The following is a 17,511-nucleotide window of genomic DNA, read 5'->3' as shown; positions in this document are numbered from 1 at the left end:
GCTCTTGTTGTAAAGGTGTCTGGTGAATGTACCTCCAGTTTATGTAGCCAACCTTAAGGAAAACTTAACCGCTTCAAAAAAATATTCAGGCCTTAAGTTTACGTTAAGAATCGCTGTTTACACTCATCTTAAAACGAGACCAATGAGACAGATTATGAATGAGTTAGCGCTTCAACCCCATCACAACAAGTCCATCAGTGCCGGGCATCCTGGTTTCGATATTGATGTGTTTTCTCAAGCCGATCCTGATCGCGGCCGACTTGAACGCTTCATTAAAGGTGGCTTTTATCAGCATTACCAGGCGGACATTGCCATCACCATGCCGCACCTATTAGCCATACAGGACGGCGGCGTTAAGGCAGCATTGGGAATACGCAGCGGCCTAAACCCGCTGTTTATCGAACAATACCTGCCCTGTGCAATTGAAAACATGCCATGTTTTAGTGCCAAGGCCTCGAAGCGGAGTGAGATTGTCGAAATCGGTAGCCTCTACAGTAACTCGCAGCAATTAACTATTCCTTTATTTCTGGTAACTGCCACTACTCTGTATTTGCTTAATAAAAAACACATGGTGTTTTGTGGTACCAGCCATATTCTCAACCTGGTTTCCCGAGCGGGCGTATCGACTACCTTTCTTGCTGATGCCCGCCAGGATCGTTTATTTGCAAGTGAAGATAACTGGGGTTGCTATTATCTGACCCAGCCAAAAGTCGTAAGTGCCGAATTAGACAGCATCATGGCCATCATCGAAGGCAATGTTTTCTATAACAAACAACTGCTCAGGTTAAGTGAAAAAATTGCCCGCGTTTGTCAGAAAATGGAGGGCGAGTTTTGATTCTGGAAGAAATTAACCAACAACCGGGCGATCGCGTCGCCCTGGTCAGTATCGATAAAATTGTAACCTACCGCCAGTTACAAACCTGGGTGCAAGACATGGCAGCCTGGCTTCGTCACACCGATGTGCGCTGTGTGGCGATGCAAAGTGATAACAGTGTTGAATGGGTGATTATCGATTTAGCCTGTCAGGCAGCGGGTATCGTATTTATTCCGGTTCCACCGTTTTTCAGTCAATCTCAGTTCCTGGCTTTGCTGCAATCGGCGCAACCTGATCTGGTGATCTTCGAACAGGCAGACTTTTTAAATTTTCAGGCCATCGACTTCCCTCTTACTGGATTAACCGCTTATAAAACCCATTTCAGGCAACGGGCCTTGCTACCTGAAAATACCAGTAAAATTACCTTCACATCAGGCTCAACGGGTGAACCAAAAGGCGTATGTTTAAGTCTTGAAAATCAATATCGGGTGGCAAAGTCACTAACCAAAGCTGTGGCTGTCGATGCTCCTAATCACTTCTGCCTGCTTTCCTTATCCACTTTGTTGGAGAATATTGCCGGCGTTTATGCGCCACTGATGTGCGGTGGTTCGGTAGTTCTGGCCAGGGAGGAAACCCGGGGATTTAGTGGCTCCAGGGTAACAAGTGTGCAAAACATGGTTCACTCCATTTCATCCACGGAGCCAAATACCCTGATACTGGTACCTGAATTGTTACAGTTACTGATCCACGCCATTGATTGTGGCTGGGTACCGCCCAAATCCCTCTCGTTTATTGCGGTAGGAGGTAGCAAGGTTGCCCCTCAACTACTGCGACGAGCCAGGCAGCTTGGCCTGCCGGTTTTTCAGGGTTATGGGCTTTCTGAATGTGGTTCTGTGGTTTGCCTGAATCATGCTTCGGCCGCGAACGATCATCTTGTCGGAGCCCCCCTTGAACACGTTAGTGTCGATATTGAGGACGGTGAGCTGATTGTTAACGGTAATGCATTTCTTGGTTATTTAAATCGCCCGCAAACCTGGGGGCAAAATCAGGTACGAACCGGCGATTTAGCGCGAATCAAGGCCGGACAAATTGAAATTCTCGGCCGCAAAAGCAACCTCATCATTAACTCATACGGTCGCAATATTTCTCCGGAATGGATAGAAGCCGAACTATTAGCGACCGGGATGTTTCAGCAGGCCGTTGTGTTTGGTGACGCTCAAGCCTATTGCACGGCAATAGTGGTACCACTTAACTCACATGTCACGCCGCAACAGATTACAACAACGTTGCAAACCATTAATCAGTCATTGCCCGACTATGCACAGGTTAAGGCTCACCTTAGCTTATCCTCGCCGATGACCTGCGAGAGTGGCTTATATACGTCAAATGGCAGACCTCGACGGGGGCGAATCGAAGCCCTGTACTTAAGTGAGCTGCAACAATTATATCCTTCCACTGGCCGAAAAGAGTATCACCATGAATTTATATGAACGATTAAATCAGGAAACAACAGAACAACGAAATTATCTTTTAACCAGTGAGATTATCCGCCAGGGATTGGCCGGTGATATTAACACGGAACAGTATGTTGCCTTTCTGACCCAGGCATATCATCACGTTAAACATACGGTGCCATTATTAATGTCGACCGGCGCTCACTTACCACAGGATAAAGAGTGGTTGCGCGAAGCCGTGGCTGAATACATTGAAGAAGAAATGGGTCATCAGGAATGGATACTCAACGATATCGCTGCCTGCGGTTATGATAAAGAGCAGGTGCGCGCCAGCACACCCGAACTGGCAACAGAAATCATGGTCGCCTTCGCTTACGACAGTATCTCACGGATCAGCCCCCTGACTTTTTTCGGCATGGTACATGTGTTGGAAGGCACTAGTATTGCGATGGCGGACCAGGCGGCAAGCGCCATTCAGCAATCTCTGAAGCTTCCCGATAAGGCCTTTTCCTATCTGCGCTCCCATGGCGCTCTCGATATTGAACACGTTAAATTCTTCGCCGATTTAATGAATCGTATCACCGATAGTGATGAACAGGATCTGATCGTATCCAGTACCAAAAAGTTCTATCTGCTCTATGCCAACATATTTCGCAGCCTGGAAGGCATTCAACCGGCACAAGTCACGGAGATTCGCCATGTCATCTAAACCAACCTGCCTGTTAACGGGCGCTACTGGCGGCATCGGCAAGGCAATCGCGATGCAACTCGCCCAACATGGTTATACGTTAATGTTACAGGGAAGGGATTTGGCTGCATTAAAGGCGCTGAATGATGAACTCACGGGGCAGCATCATATCCTAATCGGAGATATAAATGAAAAAGCAGCCCGGCAAGACATCATCAACCAGGCTTTTACACTGCGAAATCCAACGATACTGATCAATAATGCCGGGGTCTCGGCCTTTAAGCATTTCACTAGCATGCAAGATGCTGACATCGACAACATCCTGGTAACAAACCTGGTCAGTACCATGCAGCTGACTCGTCTGTTCCTCAGTCGTGTTGATAAATCCAATGCGCAAATCATCAATGTAGGGTCTGTGCTAGGTGCCATTGGCTTTCCCGGTTACGCCAGTTATTGCGCCAGTAAATTTGGATTAAAAGGCTTCACCGAAGCCCTGCAACGGGAGTTAGTCCATACCGGAACCCAGGTGCGTTACTTCGCCCCCAGGGCGACCAATACCAGCATCAATTCATCCGATGCCAAAACCATGAACGAGTCATTGGGCACCCAGGTTGACGATCCAGAAACGGTCGCCCGGGAATTTATCGCGTTTCTTCACGGCAACAGCGTCCGCTATGTGGTCGGCTGGCCGGAAAAATTTCTGGTCCGCCTTAATGGTGTACTACCAGAACTGGTCGATAAATCCATCGCCAGGCAATCGAAGAAAATATTAACCTTTATAACAGGAGAGCAAAAATGAAATCTCGCATTCTAACAATGTTCGTCCTTGCTTTGTTGTACTGCAACACAAGCCTGGCGGCACCAACAATGACCTCTGAGCAATTAACGCAACTTCAGCACCAGTGGGCAAAAGTTAATTATGAACTGGACGATAAAGCGCAAATCAAAGGATTTGAAGAGCTACTTGAAACCGCCACGGCACTGACTCAAGCCGAGCCAGACAACGCCGAATACTGGGTCTGGCGGGGCATTATAGAGTCCAGCTTTGCAGGTGCCAAAGGAGGGCTCGGCGCTCTGTCCCTGGCTAAAAGTGCAAAGCACTCACTGACCAAAGCCATTCGAATTGATGGTAGTGCCTTAATGGGCTCGGCCTATACCAGTTTAGGTACCTTGTATCATAAAGTTCCGGGCTGGCCGATCAGTTTTGGTGACGATAAAGACGCACGCATGTACCTGGAAAAAGCATTAATCATCAACCCCGAAGGCATAGATCCCAACTATTTTTTCGGTGAGTTCCTGTATGACGATCATCAATACCAGCAGGCAAAAAAATACCTGCTAATTGCCCAACAGGCACCAGCGCGAGAAGACCGCCCTTTAGCGGATAAATATCGACAACAGGAAATAACTGACTTAATCTCAAAGGTAGACAAAAAACTTAATAAAAAATAAACACTAAGCTTCGGGCTAATGATACTTCAATAAAGACTGTCTCGCCTTGATTGCGGGTGCTTTTACCTGAAGCGAAACAAAACGTTGCGGTTTTCAAAAAATTACCGCTGATAACAATAATGAGAATACTATTAGTAGAAGATGATCAACAACTGGCGTCCGGCTTAAAAGAGTCACTGCGCTATGCCGGCTATAGTATCGATATGGTAGCTTGTGGTGGACAAGCGTTGCTGGCAATCAATAGCGCTGTTTATGAGGTGATCATTTTGGATCTCGGCTTGCCGGACATGGATGGTCTGGAAGTGTTGAAACGAATCCGGCAAAAAAATAAACAGGTGCTGTTTCTTATCCTGACTGCCCGCGATGGTATCGACAGTAAAATTGAAGGGCTGGATAAAGGTGCCGATGACTATTTGTCAAAACCTTTTAACATCGAAGAACTATTGGCACGATTGCGGGTATTTGAGCGTCGCCTGGGGACAAATACCTCATCTTTAATCACCCACAAACAAGTCAGCGTCGACACCAAAGGCCATACAGTCAGTGTCGACGGTGAAGTGCTGGCGTTTTCACGACGTGAATACATGATAATCAAATCGTTACTGGAAAATATCGGCCGTATCCTTTCCAAACAACAACTTGAAAATAAGCTCTACGAATGGGGCGAAGAGGTTTCGTCGAATACCATCGAAGTGCATGTTCACAATATTCGCAAAAAGCTTCCCAAAGATTTTATCAAAACGGTTCGTGGTGTCGGATATGTTGTGAGTAAGTCCTGATGAGCATACAACGGTACCTGCTCATTGTAATTATCTCAATCGTCACTCTGGCGTCTTTCAGCGCTGCCATCAAAGGCTACAAGGCGAGCGTCAACGAAATTACTTTTGTATTTGACGATGAGATGAAAGCATTTGCCTATGCGTTACTGCAAGGAAATTTTAACACCAGCACGGCACAACAAGACCGGCACTCAATATTTGCCTACCAACTCTGGCAACAGCAAAATTTGATATTGCGCAGCAATAATGCGCCGGCAGATTTAATGTCGAAAGCCAAAGACGGCTTTTCAGAGTCGACATTTCTTAGTAATCGATGGCGGGTTTTTACCTTAACAGAAAACCAGCGTACCGCCATGGTGGCACAACCGTTAAAACAGCGGGTGGAGTCCGCAGAACAAGTGCTGCTTGAAGCGATCATTCCCATTGTCTATTCGATACCCTTAATCGGTGTTCTTGTTTATTTGGCCATTCGCAAAAGCCTGCGGCCACTGGTGAGCTTATCAGAACAGTTGCAACAAAAGAGCGCCAGTGATTTCACGCCAGTTAACGTTACCGAGGATGTCAGCGAATTAAAACCGGTCGAACAAACCCTCAATCATTTATTTGCTCGCCTGGCGAAGTCATTTGAACGGGAACAGCGATTGGCATCGGACGCAGCCCATGAGCTCAGAACCCCAATAAGCGTATTAAAAATTTCTGGTCACAATTTAAAAAAGGCGATCCAGAAAAAGCAGGTCAGCGAACAACAAATCGATGAACTTAATCAAAACATCGATCGCATGGCGCATGTCATCGAGCAGATTATTGCCCTGCACAGAACCTCTGAGGAAAAATTCGAAACCCAAAAGAAAACGGTGGATTTAGAACAAACCCTGCAATCGGTAATTGCTGAAAATTATGCAAATATTGATCAGTTAAAACAAACTATCGAGCTTCGCGCCTATCCAGTTGAGCTGATTGGCGATGCATTTTCTTTAACCGTGCTATTTGATAACTTATTAAAAAACGCCAATAAGTACAGTGGTGCCAACAGCCATATCCTGGTTACCCTTGAGCGGGAAAATAATAACGCGTTAGTGACCATTGAAGATTCAGGACCAGGCATCAAGGAAGAGTTATTGGACAAAGTTTTTGAACGATTTTATCGAACCAGGCACCATGATCAGCAAGGTAGCGGCTTAGGGCTGTCTATTGTTCGTCATATCGTTGATTTACACCATGGTCAGATTCAACTGGAGCAATCCGAATTAGGTGGCCTTCAGGTTAAAGTCACTATGCCATTGGCCCTGGAAGCCTGACCGATGAATTCCTCTAAGCCTGGCGTAATTAATACCATATCGTTGCTGCTATTAATCTTTACCTTTGAGCTGTTTGCCAAATCCAGCATTAAAGAGTTTCACTTATCCCTGGAGCAACACGTGTTTTCGCCGGCGGAACTGACCATCCCGGCGGATGAGAAAGTGAAATTAATCATTCATAACCTGGATAACGAAGCAGAGGAATTCGACAGCTTTGATTTAAACCGTGAAAAGGTGATCTTTCCTAGAAAGTCCGCGGTGATATATGTTGGCCCGCTGCCTCCCGGGCGCTATGAATATTTTGGTGAATATAACCCCACATCCGCCAAAGGGGTAATCGTCGTCGAGGTGCAAAATGCTCGTTAACACTATTATTTTGTTCTTACGTGACCTACTGCCGATATTTATCTTACTGGGTATTATTGCTGTGGTTTTTAAACACCTAACGTTTTCATTGACCTTTGTTGTTATCACTTTATGTTGCGCCAGTGCGGGGGTCATCGGCTATTTTCACCTATTACCGGCATTAAGCGATGCGTATATGGGTAGTGGTATTGAATTAAGCCAGGTCATATTGATCTTAATCAGCATGGTGTCATTACTGACGGCTTACGTGTTATCCAGGATTGAGTCTCACTCCCGGATTCAAAAAGTATTCTTGCTGTTTGCTATCACAGCCTTTGTCATCGTCAGGGCCAGTGCATTTATTATTTTTCTCGACGGCTATCTGATGAAACAGGAGTTTACCTCGAACATCATCGTCGGTATCGCCCTTGGTACAGGAATTTGCCTGAGTTTAGTCGCACTGCTGTATTTCCTGTTGTTGTGGTTACAAGCTTCAAAACTGGCTTTCACAGTCACCTTATTATTCGCGTTGTTTATCGCCGGTCAGGTAGCTCATAGTTCAATCATATTGCACCAGATCAACCTGATTGATTCGTCAATCAGATTATGGGACAGCTCACCGGTCATTCGCGATGCCTCCGAGTACGGGCATTTTTTCAAGGCTCTGCTGGGTTATGAGGCTCGACCTACCCTGGTTTTTGCACTCAGTTATCTGCTTACAGTGTTGCTGATTCTGATCTTACACTGGCGATGCCGCCGCCCCGCCCCATCAATCCCAATGGCCACAGGAGGGACTAAAAATGCCGGGTAGATTTGTTCTCGTCCTGTTAATTGCCGTTCAGGCGCTGTGCTGTACTTCTGCCGTTGCCGATGGCATTGTCGTCGACAAGGTTTATCATCCTTATGTATTGCCGAATGAACGAGAAATTGAGTGGCGATTGATGTCCGGACAGACCGAGGAAAGGAATGTACTGGGACAACGAATTGCCTATGGACATGCCTTAAGTGAAACCCTCATGGTTGAAGCTTACATTGTCGGCGAGAAAGAGCAGGATGGTGATTTTGGTTTGCAGGGATACGAACTGGAATTACGCTGGATGCTGACCGAGCAGGGAGAAAAATGGGCCGATTATGGTGCCCTGTTCGAGATTGAGAAGCAACACCGGGAAGACGCCTGGGAGGCAACTGCGGGCCTGTTGTTTGAAAAAGAATTTGGAAAAACCAGTCTAACCATGAATGCCTTTGCCATTTACGAGTGGGGCGAAAATATTGCTGATGAGTGGGAGTCTGAATTTCGCCTACAATACCGCTATCGATGGATCCCGCAGTTACAACCGGCGTTGGAATTATATAGTGGCGAAGAGTTTTTCGGTCTTGGTCCTGCGTTTCTTGGCATACAAAGATTTTCAGGCCAGAAACAACTTAAATGGGAAGCGGGGTTTATTACCGAACTCTCTCATCCGGGAAAAAATCACACCCTGAGAATTGCCCTTGAATTTGAGTTTTAGCTACGCACTGTTGCTGTTACTGCGCCAGAATTTGCTCAATCTCGGTTTTTGTGCGTTGCGCTGCGCCCTGGTTTTTTGCCAGCAAGGCCTGGGCATGTTGTCCCAGCGATTTTGCCTCATCACGCGCGCCAAGCAAGTGTTGTAACTGTTGCTGCAGCTGTTGATTTTCCTTCAATTGCACAATCCCTTCAGCTCTTAACAGCTGCTCACAAACATCCTGAAAGTTAGCCATGTTTGGCCCGACAACAATAGGTTTGGCGAACAGAGCCGGCTCCAGTGGATTGTGACCACCAACGTCAAAAAAACTGCCGGCAACGATACAGATATCGGCTATCCCATAAAACGCTAATAGCTCCCCTAAGGTATCAACCAGCCAGACATCCGTTTGTTCAGTAATATCATCGCCACTGGCGCGACGAACCACGGATAAACCGTGTTGTTGACACAAGTCCTGCACCTTGGCAAAACGCTCCGGGTGCCTGGGTACCAGGACCAGCAATAAATCCGGATACAATTGTTTCACTTCGAAAAACGCTTTCACAATCAGGGTTTCTTCCCCCTGATGGGTACTGCCAGCAACAATTACCCGGTGATTGGCGATATGTAACTCACGCAATTGCTCGACTTTAGCTTCCAGTGCATCGGTCAGGTGAATGTCATATTTGAGATTACCACTATGACTAACCCGCTCCGGTGCCGCACCCAGAGCAATAAATCGCTCCCGGTTTTCTTCACTCTGGGCGAGTATACGATGGAATTTATTCAACGCTGGCGCAATCAACCAACGTAATTTTTGATAACTCGCTAACGATTTTACCGACAGGCGGGCGTTGATTAACAATAAAGGGATATTGCGCTTGTAGCTGCTATGGATAAGCTGCGGCCACAATTCCGTTTCCATCAGGATCAGTATTCTGGGTTTCAGCTTAGTCAGAAACAGACTGACGCTAAGGATATTATCCAGCGGTATATAGCAATGTTGAACCTTGTCACCAAATTGCTTTTTCACCTGCGCTGAACCAGTTGGCGTAAACGTGGTTACCGTCAGGGGCAATTGTGGATATTGTGCTAACAATTCCTCGACCACAGGCTTAATGGCCAGCACCTCACCGACGCTGGCAGCGTGAAGGACAATGCCACCTTTATCTAACTTGCCAACCAAGCCGAGACGTTCGCCCAGTCGCTGCCGATAAGCGATTTGCTTACGGGAACGAATAAATAGCGCCAGGATAAACAGCGGTACTAAAATCAGTGAAACAAACTGGTAAAGCAACAATGACAGCAAAAGGCGATCACAATAGGTTATTGAGCAATAATGAAATTATACGTGCAAGGCGGTAAATCACCAAATTGCAATCTGACCCTTAATTAACGTAAGGTGAGCATCAATACGAGCAACATTAGGTGTCGATTTTTTATCGTCTTCTGTCTTCGACACTGATGCTGCTATAATTTTTTAATCCCGTTCAGGAGCTCAATATGATCAAATCTCGCGCCGCTGTCGCCTGGGGCCCAGGCCAGCCACTTAGCATTGAAGAAGTAAACGTCGCACCGCCCAAAGCCGGTGAAGTATTGGTTCGAATTGTCGCCAGCGGGGTCTGCCATACCGACGCATTTACCTTAAGCGGCGATGATCCGGAGGGAATTTTCCCCAGTATTCTCGGTCACGAAGGCGGCGGTATCGTCGAGGAGGTCGGAGAAGGCGTTACCAGTGTGCAGGTTGGTGATCATGTGATCCCACTCTACACGCCGGAATGTGGCCAATGTAAATTTTGTTTGTCGGGAAAAACCAATCTGTGCCAGAAAATTCGAGCCACCCAAGGCCAGGGCTTGATGCCTGATGGCACCACTCGATTTTCCCTGCATGGCAGCGATATTTATCATTATATGGGCACTTCGACATTTTCTGAATATACAGTGTTGCCGGAAATTGCCCTGGCAAAAATTAATAAGCAGGCGCCGCTCCATGAAGTCTGCCTGCTAGGTTGCGGGGTCACCACGGGAATGGGGGCTGTGGTCAATGCGGCAAAGGTCAAACCGGGAGATACGGTTGCGGTATTTGGTCTGGGTGGCATAGGTTTATCTGTAGTCATTGGCGCGGTAATGGCTGGCGCCGAGCGCATTATTGGCATTGATATCAATACCGATAAATTTCCCTTAGCCAAAAAACTCGGGGTTACCGATTGTATCAACCCCAAGGATTATGACGCGCCGATACAAGATGTCATTGTTGATCTCACCGATGGTGGTGTCGATTACTCATTCGAATGCATCGGCAATGTTCATACCATGCGTTCTGCGCTTGAATGTTGTCACAAAGGTTGGGGCGAGTCGGTTATTATCGGCGTTGCCGGTTCGGGACAGGAAATCAGTACCCGGCCATTCCAACTGGTTACCGGACGTGTGTGGCGTGGCACTGCCTTTGGCGGCGTTAAAGGTCGTTCCCAGTTGCCCGGCTACGTAGAAGACTACCTGGCGGGGAAATTTCGACTCGACGATTTTATTACCCATACCATGGGACTTAAAGACATCAATCATGCCTTTGAGTTAATGCATGAAGGCAAAAGCATACGCTCAGTCATTCACTTCGATATGTAACCATTAACTTACTGACGCAGGACCCCTATGAGTACAACATTGCACCGTATCAGCAGTCAGCGCATGTTTTCTGGCAACCATCAACGGTTCAGCCATTATTCACAGGTAAACCAATGTGATATGACATTCGCCGTTTACCATCCGGAACTCGCCACCGGCCAACATTTACCGGTGCTCTACTGGTTATCCGGCCTTACCTGTAATGATGAGAACTTCAGTACTAAAGCAGGAGCGCAGCGCATCGCCGATGAGCTTGGTCTGGTTTTGGTTATGCCCGATACCAGCCCACGTGGTGATGATGTTGCTGACGACCCTGACGGGGCTTACGATTTTGGTCTTGGTGCTGGTTTTTACGTGAATGCGACACAAACGCCGTATGCCAAAAACTATCAGATGTTTGATTACGTGACCAAAGAGCTGCCCGCCATTATCGAAGATAATTTTAACGTCACCGACAAAAAGTCCATATCAGGGCATTCGATGGGCGGCCATGGGGCCATTATCTGCGCCCTGAAAAACCCGGGAATGTATCAATCGGTCAGTGCGTTTGCCCCGATCACCAATCCAACACAATGCCCCTGGGGACAAAAAGCCTTCACCGGCTATCTGGGAGCCGATACGGATACCTGGTTTGAGTGGGACAGTTGCGAAATGATCAAAGTGTTGGAGGCTGGCGATCCATTTTTTACCCTGCCATTAAAAGTGACCCAGGGCCTTGCCGATAATTTTCTCGAACAACAACTGAAACCAGAGGCACTTACTGAAGCTTGTCAACGACGAGGCAAAGAGTTGGATTACCAGGGCGCTGCGGGGTTTGATCATAGTTACTTTTTCATCGCGACCTTTATTGAAGAGCACTTGCGCTTTCATCGTAAATATTTATGAACACTTATACCCTGAGTAAAAGCCTGACCAGTGCAATCTTCAGGTGTTCCACCGCTCAGTTAAAGTACAATGTTGCTCTTTTATTCAATAAACATCGCAACCCCTTTATTTCAGCAAGGATGAGCGTACAATAACGGCCAATTTTTTCGGCTGTTCCATTATGTTATTTGAGGCGCATATGTCATCAAACTTTTTACAACACCTTCAACAACAAATCGATCAAGTCAAAGACGAAGGTCTTTATAAAGCAGAACGAGTCATTACTTCGGCACAACAGGCAGAAATCGCCGTTAGCAGTGGTGAAGAAGTCATTAACTTTTGCGCCAACAATTACCTGGGACTGGCTAACCACCCAGATTTAATCGCAGCGGCAAAAGCCGGTCTTGATGATCATGGTTTTGGCATGGCGTCGGTACGTTTTATCTGCGGTACTCAGGATATTCACAAGACGTTGGAACAGAAACTGAGTAGCTTCCTGGGGATGGAAGATACGATTCTTTACTCTTCCTGTTTTGACGCCAACGCCGGTTTATTTGAAACCATTTTAGGTCCGGAAGATGCCATCATCTCCGATGCTTTAAACCATGCTTCGATTATCGACGGCGTGCGCCTGTGTAAGGCCAAACGTTTTCGCTATGCCAATAACGACATGCAGGAACTGGAAGCACAGTTAATTGCTGCCGACGAAGCTGGCGCCCGTTACAAGTTAATTGCCACCGATGGCGTGTTCTCAATGGATGGTGTTATTGCCAACTTAAAAGGCATTTGTGACCTGGCAGATAAATACAATGCCCTGGTGATGGTCGATGATTCCCATGCGGTGGGATTTGTTGGCGAAGATGGCCGTGGTTCCCATGAATACTGTGATGTCATCGATCGTATCGACATTATTACCGGTACCCTGGGCAAAGCCATGGGCGGTGCGTCGGGTGGTTACACCTCGGGTAAGAAAGAAATCATCGAGTGGTTACGTCAGCGTTCTCGTCCTTATTTATTCTCAAACTCGTTGGCACCAGCCATTGTCAGTGCGTCAATCAAAGTATTGGATATGCTGGCGGAAGGTGGCGAGTTACGCCAGACCCTGAAGTCAAACGCTGCATATTTCAGGGAAAAAATGGAAGCTGCAGGGTTTACCTGTGCTGGCGCAGACCATGCCATTGTTCCGGTGATGTTAGGAGATGCCAAAATTGCTGCCGAGATGGCAGACAGATTATTAGCTGAAGGCATCTATGTGATTGGCTTCTCGTTCCCGGTCGTTCCAAAAGGGCAGGCACGCATCCGTACCCAAATTTCTGCTGCACACAGTAAAGCTCAACTGGATAAAGCCATTGATGCATTTATTCGTATCGGCCAAGAAATGGGCGTTATTCAAGGGTAGTAAACAATGAAATCGTTAGCGAAATTAAAAGCCGAACCTGGCATCTGGATGACCGATTCTGAGAAGCCGGAAATGGGTCCGAATGATCTATTGATCAAAATTAAGAAAACCGCAATTTGTGGTACCGACATACATATTTACAACTGGGATGAATGGTCGCAAAAAACCATTCCAGTACCTATGGTGGTTGGTCATGAATACGCTGGCGAAGTGGTAGGTATAGGCCAGGAAGTACGTGGTTTTAACATTGGTGACAGGGTATCTGGTGAAGGCCATATTACCTGTGGTCACTGTCGTAACTGTCGCGCCGGCCGCCGTCACCTGTGTAATAACACCTTTGGTGTTGGCGTTGACCGTGCAGGTAGCTTCGCTGAATACCTGGTCATTCCAGCCTACAATGCGTTTAAACTGCCGGATGAAGTCAGCGATGAATTAGCGGCTATCTTCGACCCGTTTGGTAATGCGGTACATACCGCCTTATCGTTTGATTTGGTTGGAGAAGATGTGTTGATCACCGGCGCAGGCCCTATTGGTATCATGGCCGCGGCCGTTGCCAAACATGTTGGTGCCCGCCATGTAGTGATTACCGACATCAATGAATACCGACTCGATCTGGCTCGCAAGATGGGAGCAACCCGCGCGGTAAATGTAAGCAAAGAAAACCTTAAGGACGTGATGAACGACCTTGGCATGACCGAAGGTTTCGATGTCGGCCTGGAAATGTCAGGGGTTCCGATGGCGTTCCGCGATATGCTGGAAAATATGAACAATGGCGGCAAAATTGCGATGCTGGGTATTCCGGGACAAGACATGGCCATTGACTGGAGTAAAGTGATATTCAAGGGATTAACCATCAAGGGCATTTACGGTCGCGAGATGTTTGAAACCTGGTACAAAATGGCGTCACTGATTCAGTCAGGCCTGGACTTATCACCGATCATCACCCATCACTTCCCGATTGATGATTTTCAACAGGGCTTCGATGCGATGCTATCGGGTAATTCCGGTAAAGTGATCCTGCACTGGGATTAATACCAGAAACTGATATGTGATACAGATTTGTAAGCCGTTATCGCTAATCGCGATAGCGGCTTTTTTATTCCATTAACTTATTTGCGAAGGTTTGCTAGGATCGAGGCCTAGCAATTACCTGGCAGAGATTATTCCGTGCAAAATAATGAAGTAACCTTTCAACATATAAATGCCCAGCAAGTGGCAGAAGGCCTAAGTGATGACAAATTTGTCATTGTCGATATCCGCGATGGCAATTCCTTCAATAACAGCCATATCCCTGGTGCTGTGCACCTGACCAACGACAACTTAACGGATTTTCTGCATCAGGCGGATTTTGATGCGCCAACGGTAGTGTATTGTTATCATGGTATTTCTTCACAGCAGGCAGCACAGTTCTTAATCAGCCAGGATTTTACCGACGTATATTCACTCGATGGTGGATTTGAACAATGGGCACTGCTGCATCCGGACAAAATAGAACGATAAGCAAGGGTATTGTATGAACGAACTGGTTCCTCTGGTGAAAGTAAAGCAGGCCGGAATGGCGAAGATATTTGTCCGTTATCTGCAAAGCCAGGGAATCGATGCCGACAGCGGGCCGTCACCGTCAGATTCAGCGACCTCAGATTCGTTTCCATACATTATTTATTGCCAGGCGGATAAGCAGGAACAGGCGAAATCGGAATTTTCTGACTTTGTCCGTAACCCTAACCAGGCGAAGTTTCAGGAGTCGGCCTGGCAAAGTGGTTCCAGTGTTAATATTCGCCCGGCGAGCAAGCTATCAAGGGAAATCCAGCAAAATCTAAAGGCTCGTGCCGGCTGGTTTACGCTTTCCATTTTCGCTTTATGCTGGGTCGTTTATGTCTATTCCCTGGTTGCCTTTGACCCCGCCTTTGCCGCATTGAAATTTAATGTCTGGGGCGATCTTCAACAGACCATGGATGAGCCCTGGCGTTGGCTCACCCCGGCACTATTTCACTTCTCGTTTTTGCACATAGCCTTCAACACCCTCTGGTGGTGGCAGTTAGGCGGACAAATAGAACAACACCTTGGTGTCAGTCGCATTATTTTGCTGTTTCTCGCCTCCGCTATTATTTCCAATACCGCGCAATTTTATGTATCCGGGCCAAACTTTGGCGGTCTTTCCGGTGTCGTATATGCGACCGTTGGATTTGTCTGGTGGTTTGGCTATCTGAATCCAGGCCATCGGGTGCACCTGGAAAAGCCGGTAATTGGTTTTCTATTGTTTTGGTTGGTGCTTGGCTTTACCGACTTTATGCCCATAAACGTTGCTAATACGGCACACCTTACCGGATTGCTGACCGGGATCGGTTACGCATTTATCGTCCATGCCAGACAACGGGGTGGAAGCCGCAGCGATGCCTGATTTACAGCAACTGAAACAACAATTCCCGGTCGGACTCGATGTTAACTGGGTCGATGCGTCGTTAGCCCCTGAACAACAGCCACTGAGAGACTGGTTATTAGATCCCATGTCGTTAACCGCCAGATTAAAACGTCACAGTAATGACTTTCGGGTACTGTTGCTCGGCCAGGTCATACAGCCATGCCCTGCCCATGAAGCCATTAGTGGCAATCACACCAATAATGGCATATCGGAAGGGGAAGAGGTGCTGGTGCGGGAAGTATTGCTTTATTGCGATGGCATACCCGTGGTTTTTGCGAGGTCATTGTTGCCCACAAATTCCCTGACCGGAGAGCAAAAAGCGCTCGCCGAGCTGGGTGAACAACCCTTAGGGCAAGTATTATTCAATAACCCGAAATTATCCCGGGAAATTCTTCAGGTTGCGAAAATCGCGCCATCTCTGCGGGTATGCGAACTGGCACACATGGCCAATGTTGACGTCAATCACCCGCTCTGGGGACGACGTTCCTTATTCCATATCGAGGACAAACCCTTGATGGTTGCAGAAGTGTTTCTGCCGGAGAGTTTGGCGTACCGGGAAAAGAAGCTGTAAAGCTGTAAGCTGTAAGGCTGTAAGCTGTAAGGCTGTAAGGCTGTAAGCTGTATGCTGTAAGCTGTAAGCTGTATGCTGTAAGCTGTAAGTAGCTTGATACTGAAGCCGGAATTTTGGTGGAAGGTGGCAGTGTCTAGCTTCGCTGAGGAAAGGCAAGATAAGCCGTCTTCCACCTCACACTTCCACCATAACTCATGCATTTTGCTAGGCACAATCTTCGATTGCATGCCAGTAGCAATAGCGTGCTAGAAACAAAGTGTGCTATGAACAAAATGTGCTCATAACTGTAAGTTCAGTTGTCATCCCGGTGACGACCGGGATCTCGCTTTTTAATTCTCGTTTAGATTTCCTATCAAGTAGGAAATGACGGGAAACTGAATTCAGGTGGCGGAGTCTAGCTTCGCTGAGGAAAGGTAAGGGAAGCTGTCTTCCACCTCACACTTCCACCATAACTCATGCATTTAGCTAGGCGCAATCTTCGATTGCATGCCAGGAGCGATAGCGTGCTAGGAGCGATAGCGTGCTAGAAACGAAGTGTGCTATAAATGATATGTGCTCGTAGCTATAAGTTTAGGCCGTTCGCCCTCCGAGGCCTGAAACCTGAGACCTGAAACCTTGAAATTCAGATTTCTATTCCCAAATTTGACATCCCTTCACTCAATGCCATGGTTTTCAGTGTCTGGCATGAGGCTTTGTTTTCTTTTGCCTGCAGGGCAAAATCGAGCAGTTCCTGCTGAGTTTCCATTTCCCACTGCATCAGCGGATGCGCATCAATATCGGCTTGTTGAATCACGATTTCATCGCCGCCCTCACCCTGCTCGTCAGCTTGTTCCTGCGCCAGCATAAGCTCCAGGTAATAGCTCACACTGCCTTTAGACAACAGCGCGACATTATTCAATGTCTGAAAATCTTTATCCTGCATTCCCTGTAGTAAAGAACCCAGAGCCATGCAGGTATCCAGGGCTGGATACACCCCAAAGAAGTCGAAATCTTCCACATTAGGAATCACTTCTTCGAGCTTTTCTAACTGCACGGTAAAATTCAGCTTGAATTGCGGCTGTGCCAGTCGTTGCCAGACAAGATCCAGTTGATTTCGCAAAAGTTTTGCATCGCCAAACTCGGCGGCCTCTGAAAACATTTGATAATTTGGAAGCATACGCTCAATAAGGGCAGCACTATAGGCAGTTAATTGCCACAGCGTTAATCGCTTTAATGTTGAAGGGTTTGGCACAACACAGGTCCATAAAAATATTTGCAATCATTATAACCTAATAATCGTTTCTCAAGATATCGATAAGCTGCCATTTATACTTAATACC

The 17,511-nt window shown here is 47.1% G+C and carries 19 protein-coding genes; 17 read left to right on the top strand and 2 right to left on the bottom strand.

Features of this window, described 5'->3' with window-relative positions; all coding sequences use genetic code 11:
- Positions 1-154: 154 nt before the first annotated feature.
- The 10 genes from E8M12_RS08520 to E8M12_RS08475 all read left to right on the top strand — a co-directional run bounded on the left by E8M12_RS08520 (position 155) and on the right by E8M12_RS08475 (position 8,338).
- The gene (locus E8M12_RS08520; RefSeq protein WP_211245011.1) at positions 155-835 is read left to right on the top strand and encodes a thermostable hemolysin; all 681 of its coding nucleotides are present in this window, start codon (positions 155-157) and stop codon (positions 833-835) included.
- Entirely contained in the window at positions 832-2,304 is a 1,473-nt protein-coding gene (locus tag E8M12_RS08515) for an AMP-binding protein (protein WP_169303085.1), read from the top strand. The genes E8M12_RS08520 and E8M12_RS08515 overlap by 4 nt, the downstream gene beginning before the upstream one ends.
- On the top strand, positions 2,291-2,977 hold the full coding sequence (locus E8M12_RS08510) for an iron-containing redox enzyme family protein (RefSeq protein WP_136735724.1): 687 nt from the start codon (positions 2,291-2,293) through the stop codon (positions 2,975-2,977). The genes E8M12_RS08515 and E8M12_RS08510 overlap by 14 nt, the downstream gene beginning before the upstream one ends.
- The gene (locus tag E8M12_RS08505) at positions 2,967-3,755 is read left to right on the top strand and encodes an SDR family oxidoreductase (protein WP_136735723.1); all 789 of its coding nucleotides are present in this window, start codon (positions 2,967-2,969) and stop codon (positions 3,753-3,755) included. Before E8M12_RS08510 ends, E8M12_RS08505 begins: the two co-directional genes overlap by 11 nt.
- Entirely contained in the window at positions 3,752-4,408 is a 657-nt protein-coding gene (locus E8M12_RS08500) for a tetratricopeptide repeat protein (protein ID WP_136735722.1), read from the top strand. Before E8M12_RS08505 ends, E8M12_RS08500 begins: the two co-directional genes overlap by 4 nt.
- Before the next feature lie 119 nt (positions 4,409-4,527).
- Positions 4,528-5,187 carry a response regulator gene (locus E8M12_RS08495; RefSeq protein ID WP_136735721.1) on the top strand — a complete coding sequence of 220 codons (660 nt, stop codon included), beginning with the start codon at positions 4,528-4,530 and terminating at the stop codon, positions 5,185-5,187.
- Entirely contained in the window at positions 5,187-6,485 is a 1,299-nt protein-coding gene (locus E8M12_RS08490; RefSeq protein WP_136735720.1) for an ATP-binding protein, read from the top strand. The genes E8M12_RS08495 and E8M12_RS08490 overlap by 1 nt, the downstream gene beginning before the upstream one ends.
- A gap of 3 nt (positions 6,486-6,488) precedes the next feature.
- Positions 6,489-6,851, top strand: coding sequence for a cupredoxin domain-containing protein (locus E8M12_RS08485; protein WP_136735719.1), 363 nt, complete (start codon positions 6,489-6,491; stop codon positions 6,849-6,851).
- Positions 6,841-7,641 (top strand): FTR1 family protein, encoded by an 801-nt coding sequence (locus E8M12_RS08480; protein ID WP_136735718.1) that lies wholly within the window; start codon positions 6,841-6,843, stop codon positions 7,639-7,641. Before E8M12_RS08485 ends, E8M12_RS08480 begins: the two co-directional genes overlap by 11 nt.
- Positions 7,631-8,338, top strand: a complete 708-nt coding sequence (locus E8M12_RS08475; RefSeq protein ID WP_136735717.1) for a hypothetical protein — start codon at positions 7,631-7,633, stop codon at positions 8,336-8,338. The genes E8M12_RS08480 and E8M12_RS08475 overlap by 11 nt, the downstream gene beginning before the upstream one ends.
- A gap of 16 nt (positions 8,339-8,354) precedes the next feature.
- Here E8M12_RS08475 and waaA read toward each other — a convergent pair whose 3' ends face one another.
- A complete protein-coding gene (gene waaA, locus E8M12_RS08470) occupies positions 8,355-9,623 on the bottom strand; it encodes a lipid IV(A) 3-deoxy-D-manno-octulosonic acid transferase (RefSeq protein ID WP_169303084.1) in 1,269 nt (422 codons plus the stop codon).
- A 194-nt stretch (positions 9,624-9,817) separates the two neighbouring features.
- Here waaA and E8M12_RS08465 point away from each other — a divergent pair, with 194 nt between their 5' ends.
- The 7 genes from E8M12_RS08465 (at position 9,818) to E8M12_RS08435 (ending at position 16,192) form a co-directional block, all read left to right on the top strand.
- The gene (locus E8M12_RS08465; RefSeq protein ID WP_136735715.1) at positions 9,818-10,936 is read left to right on the top strand and encodes an S-(hydroxymethyl)glutathione dehydrogenase/class III alcohol dehydrogenase; all 1,119 of its coding nucleotides are present in this window, start codon (positions 9,818-9,820) and stop codon (positions 10,934-10,936) included.
- A 27-nt stretch (positions 10,937-10,963) separates the two neighbouring features.
- Positions 10,964-11,821 (top strand): S-formylglutathione hydrolase, encoded by an 858-nt coding sequence (gene fghA / locus E8M12_RS08460; protein WP_136735714.1) that lies wholly within the window; start codon positions 10,964-10,966, stop codon positions 11,819-11,821.
- Between the two features lie 178 nt (positions 11,822-11,999).
- A complete protein-coding gene (locus E8M12_RS08455) occupies positions 12,000-13,199 on the top strand; it encodes a glycine C-acetyltransferase (protein ID WP_136735713.1) in 1,200 nt (399 codons plus the stop codon).
- Positions 13,200-13,205: 6 nt separating this feature from the next.
- Complete coding sequence (tdh, locus tag E8M12_RS08450; protein WP_136735712.1) at positions 13,206-14,231, top strand: L-threonine 3-dehydrogenase; 1,026 nt, start codon at positions 13,206-13,208, stop codon at positions 14,229-14,231.
- A gap of 165 nt (positions 14,232-14,396) precedes the next feature.
- Entirely contained in the window at positions 14,397-14,699 is a 303-nt protein-coding gene (glpE, locus tag E8M12_RS08445) for a thiosulfate sulfurtransferase GlpE (protein ID WP_211245012.1), read from the top strand.
- Between the two features lie 13 nt (positions 14,700-14,712).
- Complete coding sequence (gene glpG, locus E8M12_RS08440) at positions 14,713-15,600, top strand: rhomboid family intramembrane serine protease GlpG (RefSeq protein ID WP_136735710.1); 888 nt, start codon at positions 14,713-14,715, stop codon at positions 15,598-15,600.
- Positions 15,563-16,192 (top strand): chorismate--pyruvate lyase family protein, encoded by a 630-nt coding sequence (locus tag E8M12_RS08435; protein ID WP_246034079.1) that lies wholly within the window; start codon positions 15,563-15,565, stop codon positions 16,190-16,192. The genes glpG and E8M12_RS08435 overlap by 38 nt, the downstream gene beginning before the upstream one ends.
- Before the next feature lie 622 nt (positions 16,193-16,814).
- Here E8M12_RS08435 and E8M12_RS08430 read toward each other — a convergent pair.
- Entirely contained in the window at positions 16,815-17,450 is a 636-nt protein-coding gene (locus E8M12_RS08430; RefSeq protein ID WP_246034078.1) for a YjaG family protein, read from the bottom strand.
- Positions 17,451-17,511: the final 61 nt, after the last annotated feature.

Source organism: Thalassotalea mangrovi (genome assembly GCF_005116735.1).
Classification (GTDB): domain Bacteria; phylum Pseudomonadota; class Gammaproteobacteria; order Enterobacterales; family Alteromonadaceae; genus Thalassotalea_A; species Thalassotalea_A mangrovi.
This window is presented reverse-complemented; position numbering and strand designations above follow the sequence as displayed.

What these genes read in the sequence shown, in the direction of transcription:
- E8M12_RS08520 (WP_211245011.1), top strand. Translation starts at nt 155, where the DNA reads ATGAATGAGTTAGCGCTTCAACCCCATCACAACAAGTCCATCAGTGCC.
- E8M12_RS08510 (WP_136735724.1), top strand. Translation starts at nt 2,291, where the DNA reads ATGAATTTATATGAACGATTAAATCAGGAAACAACAGAACAACGAAAT.
- E8M12_RS08505 (WP_136735723.1), top strand. Translation starts at nt 2,967, where the DNA reads ATGTCATCTAAACCAACCTGCCTGTTAACGGGCGCTACTGGCGGCATC.
- E8M12_RS08500 (WP_136735722.1), top strand. Translation starts at nt 3,752, where the DNA reads ATGAAATCTCGCATTCTAACAATGTTCGTCCTTGCTTTGTTGTACTGC.
- E8M12_RS08495 (WP_136735721.1), top strand. Translation starts at nt 4,528, where the DNA reads ATGAGAATACTATTAGTAGAAGATGATCAACAACTGGCGTCCGGCTTA.
- E8M12_RS08490 (WP_136735720.1), top strand. Translation starts at nt 5,187, where the DNA reads ATGAGCATACAACGGTACCTGCTCATTGTAATTATCTCAATCGTCACT.
- E8M12_RS08485 (WP_136735719.1), top strand. Translation starts at nt 6,489, where the DNA reads ATGAATTCCTCTAAGCCTGGCGTAATTAATACCATATCGTTGCTGCTA.
- E8M12_RS08480 (WP_136735718.1), top strand. Translation starts at nt 6,841, where the DNA reads ATGCTCGTTAACACTATTATTTTGTTCTTACGTGACCTACTGCCGATA.
- E8M12_RS08475 (WP_136735717.1), top strand. Translation starts at nt 7,631, where the DNA reads ATGCCGGGTAGATTTGTTCTCGTCCTGTTAATTGCCGTTCAGGCGCTG.
- E8M12_RS08465 (WP_136735715.1), top strand. Translation starts at nt 9,818, where the DNA reads ATGATCAAATCTCGCGCCGCTGTCGCCTGGGGCCCAGGCCAGCCACTT.
- fghA (WP_136735714.1), top strand. Translation starts at nt 10,964, where the DNA reads ATGAGTACAACATTGCACCGTATCAGCAGTCAGCGCATGTTTTCTGGC.
- E8M12_RS08455 (WP_136735713.1), top strand. Translation starts at nt 12,000, where the DNA reads ATGTCATCAAACTTTTTACAACACCTTCAACAACAAATCGATCAAGTC.
- tdh (WP_136735712.1), top strand. Translation starts at nt 13,206, where the DNA reads ATGAAATCGTTAGCGAAATTAAAAGCCGAACCTGGCATCTGGATGACC.
- glpG (WP_136735710.1), top strand. Translation starts at nt 14,713, where the DNA reads ATGAACGAACTGGTTCCTCTGGTGAAAGTAAAGCAGGCCGGAATGGCG.
- E8M12_RS08435 (WP_246034079.1), top strand. Translation starts at nt 15,563, where the DNA reads ATGCCAGACAACGGGGTGGAAGCCGCAGCGATGCCTGATTTACAGCAA.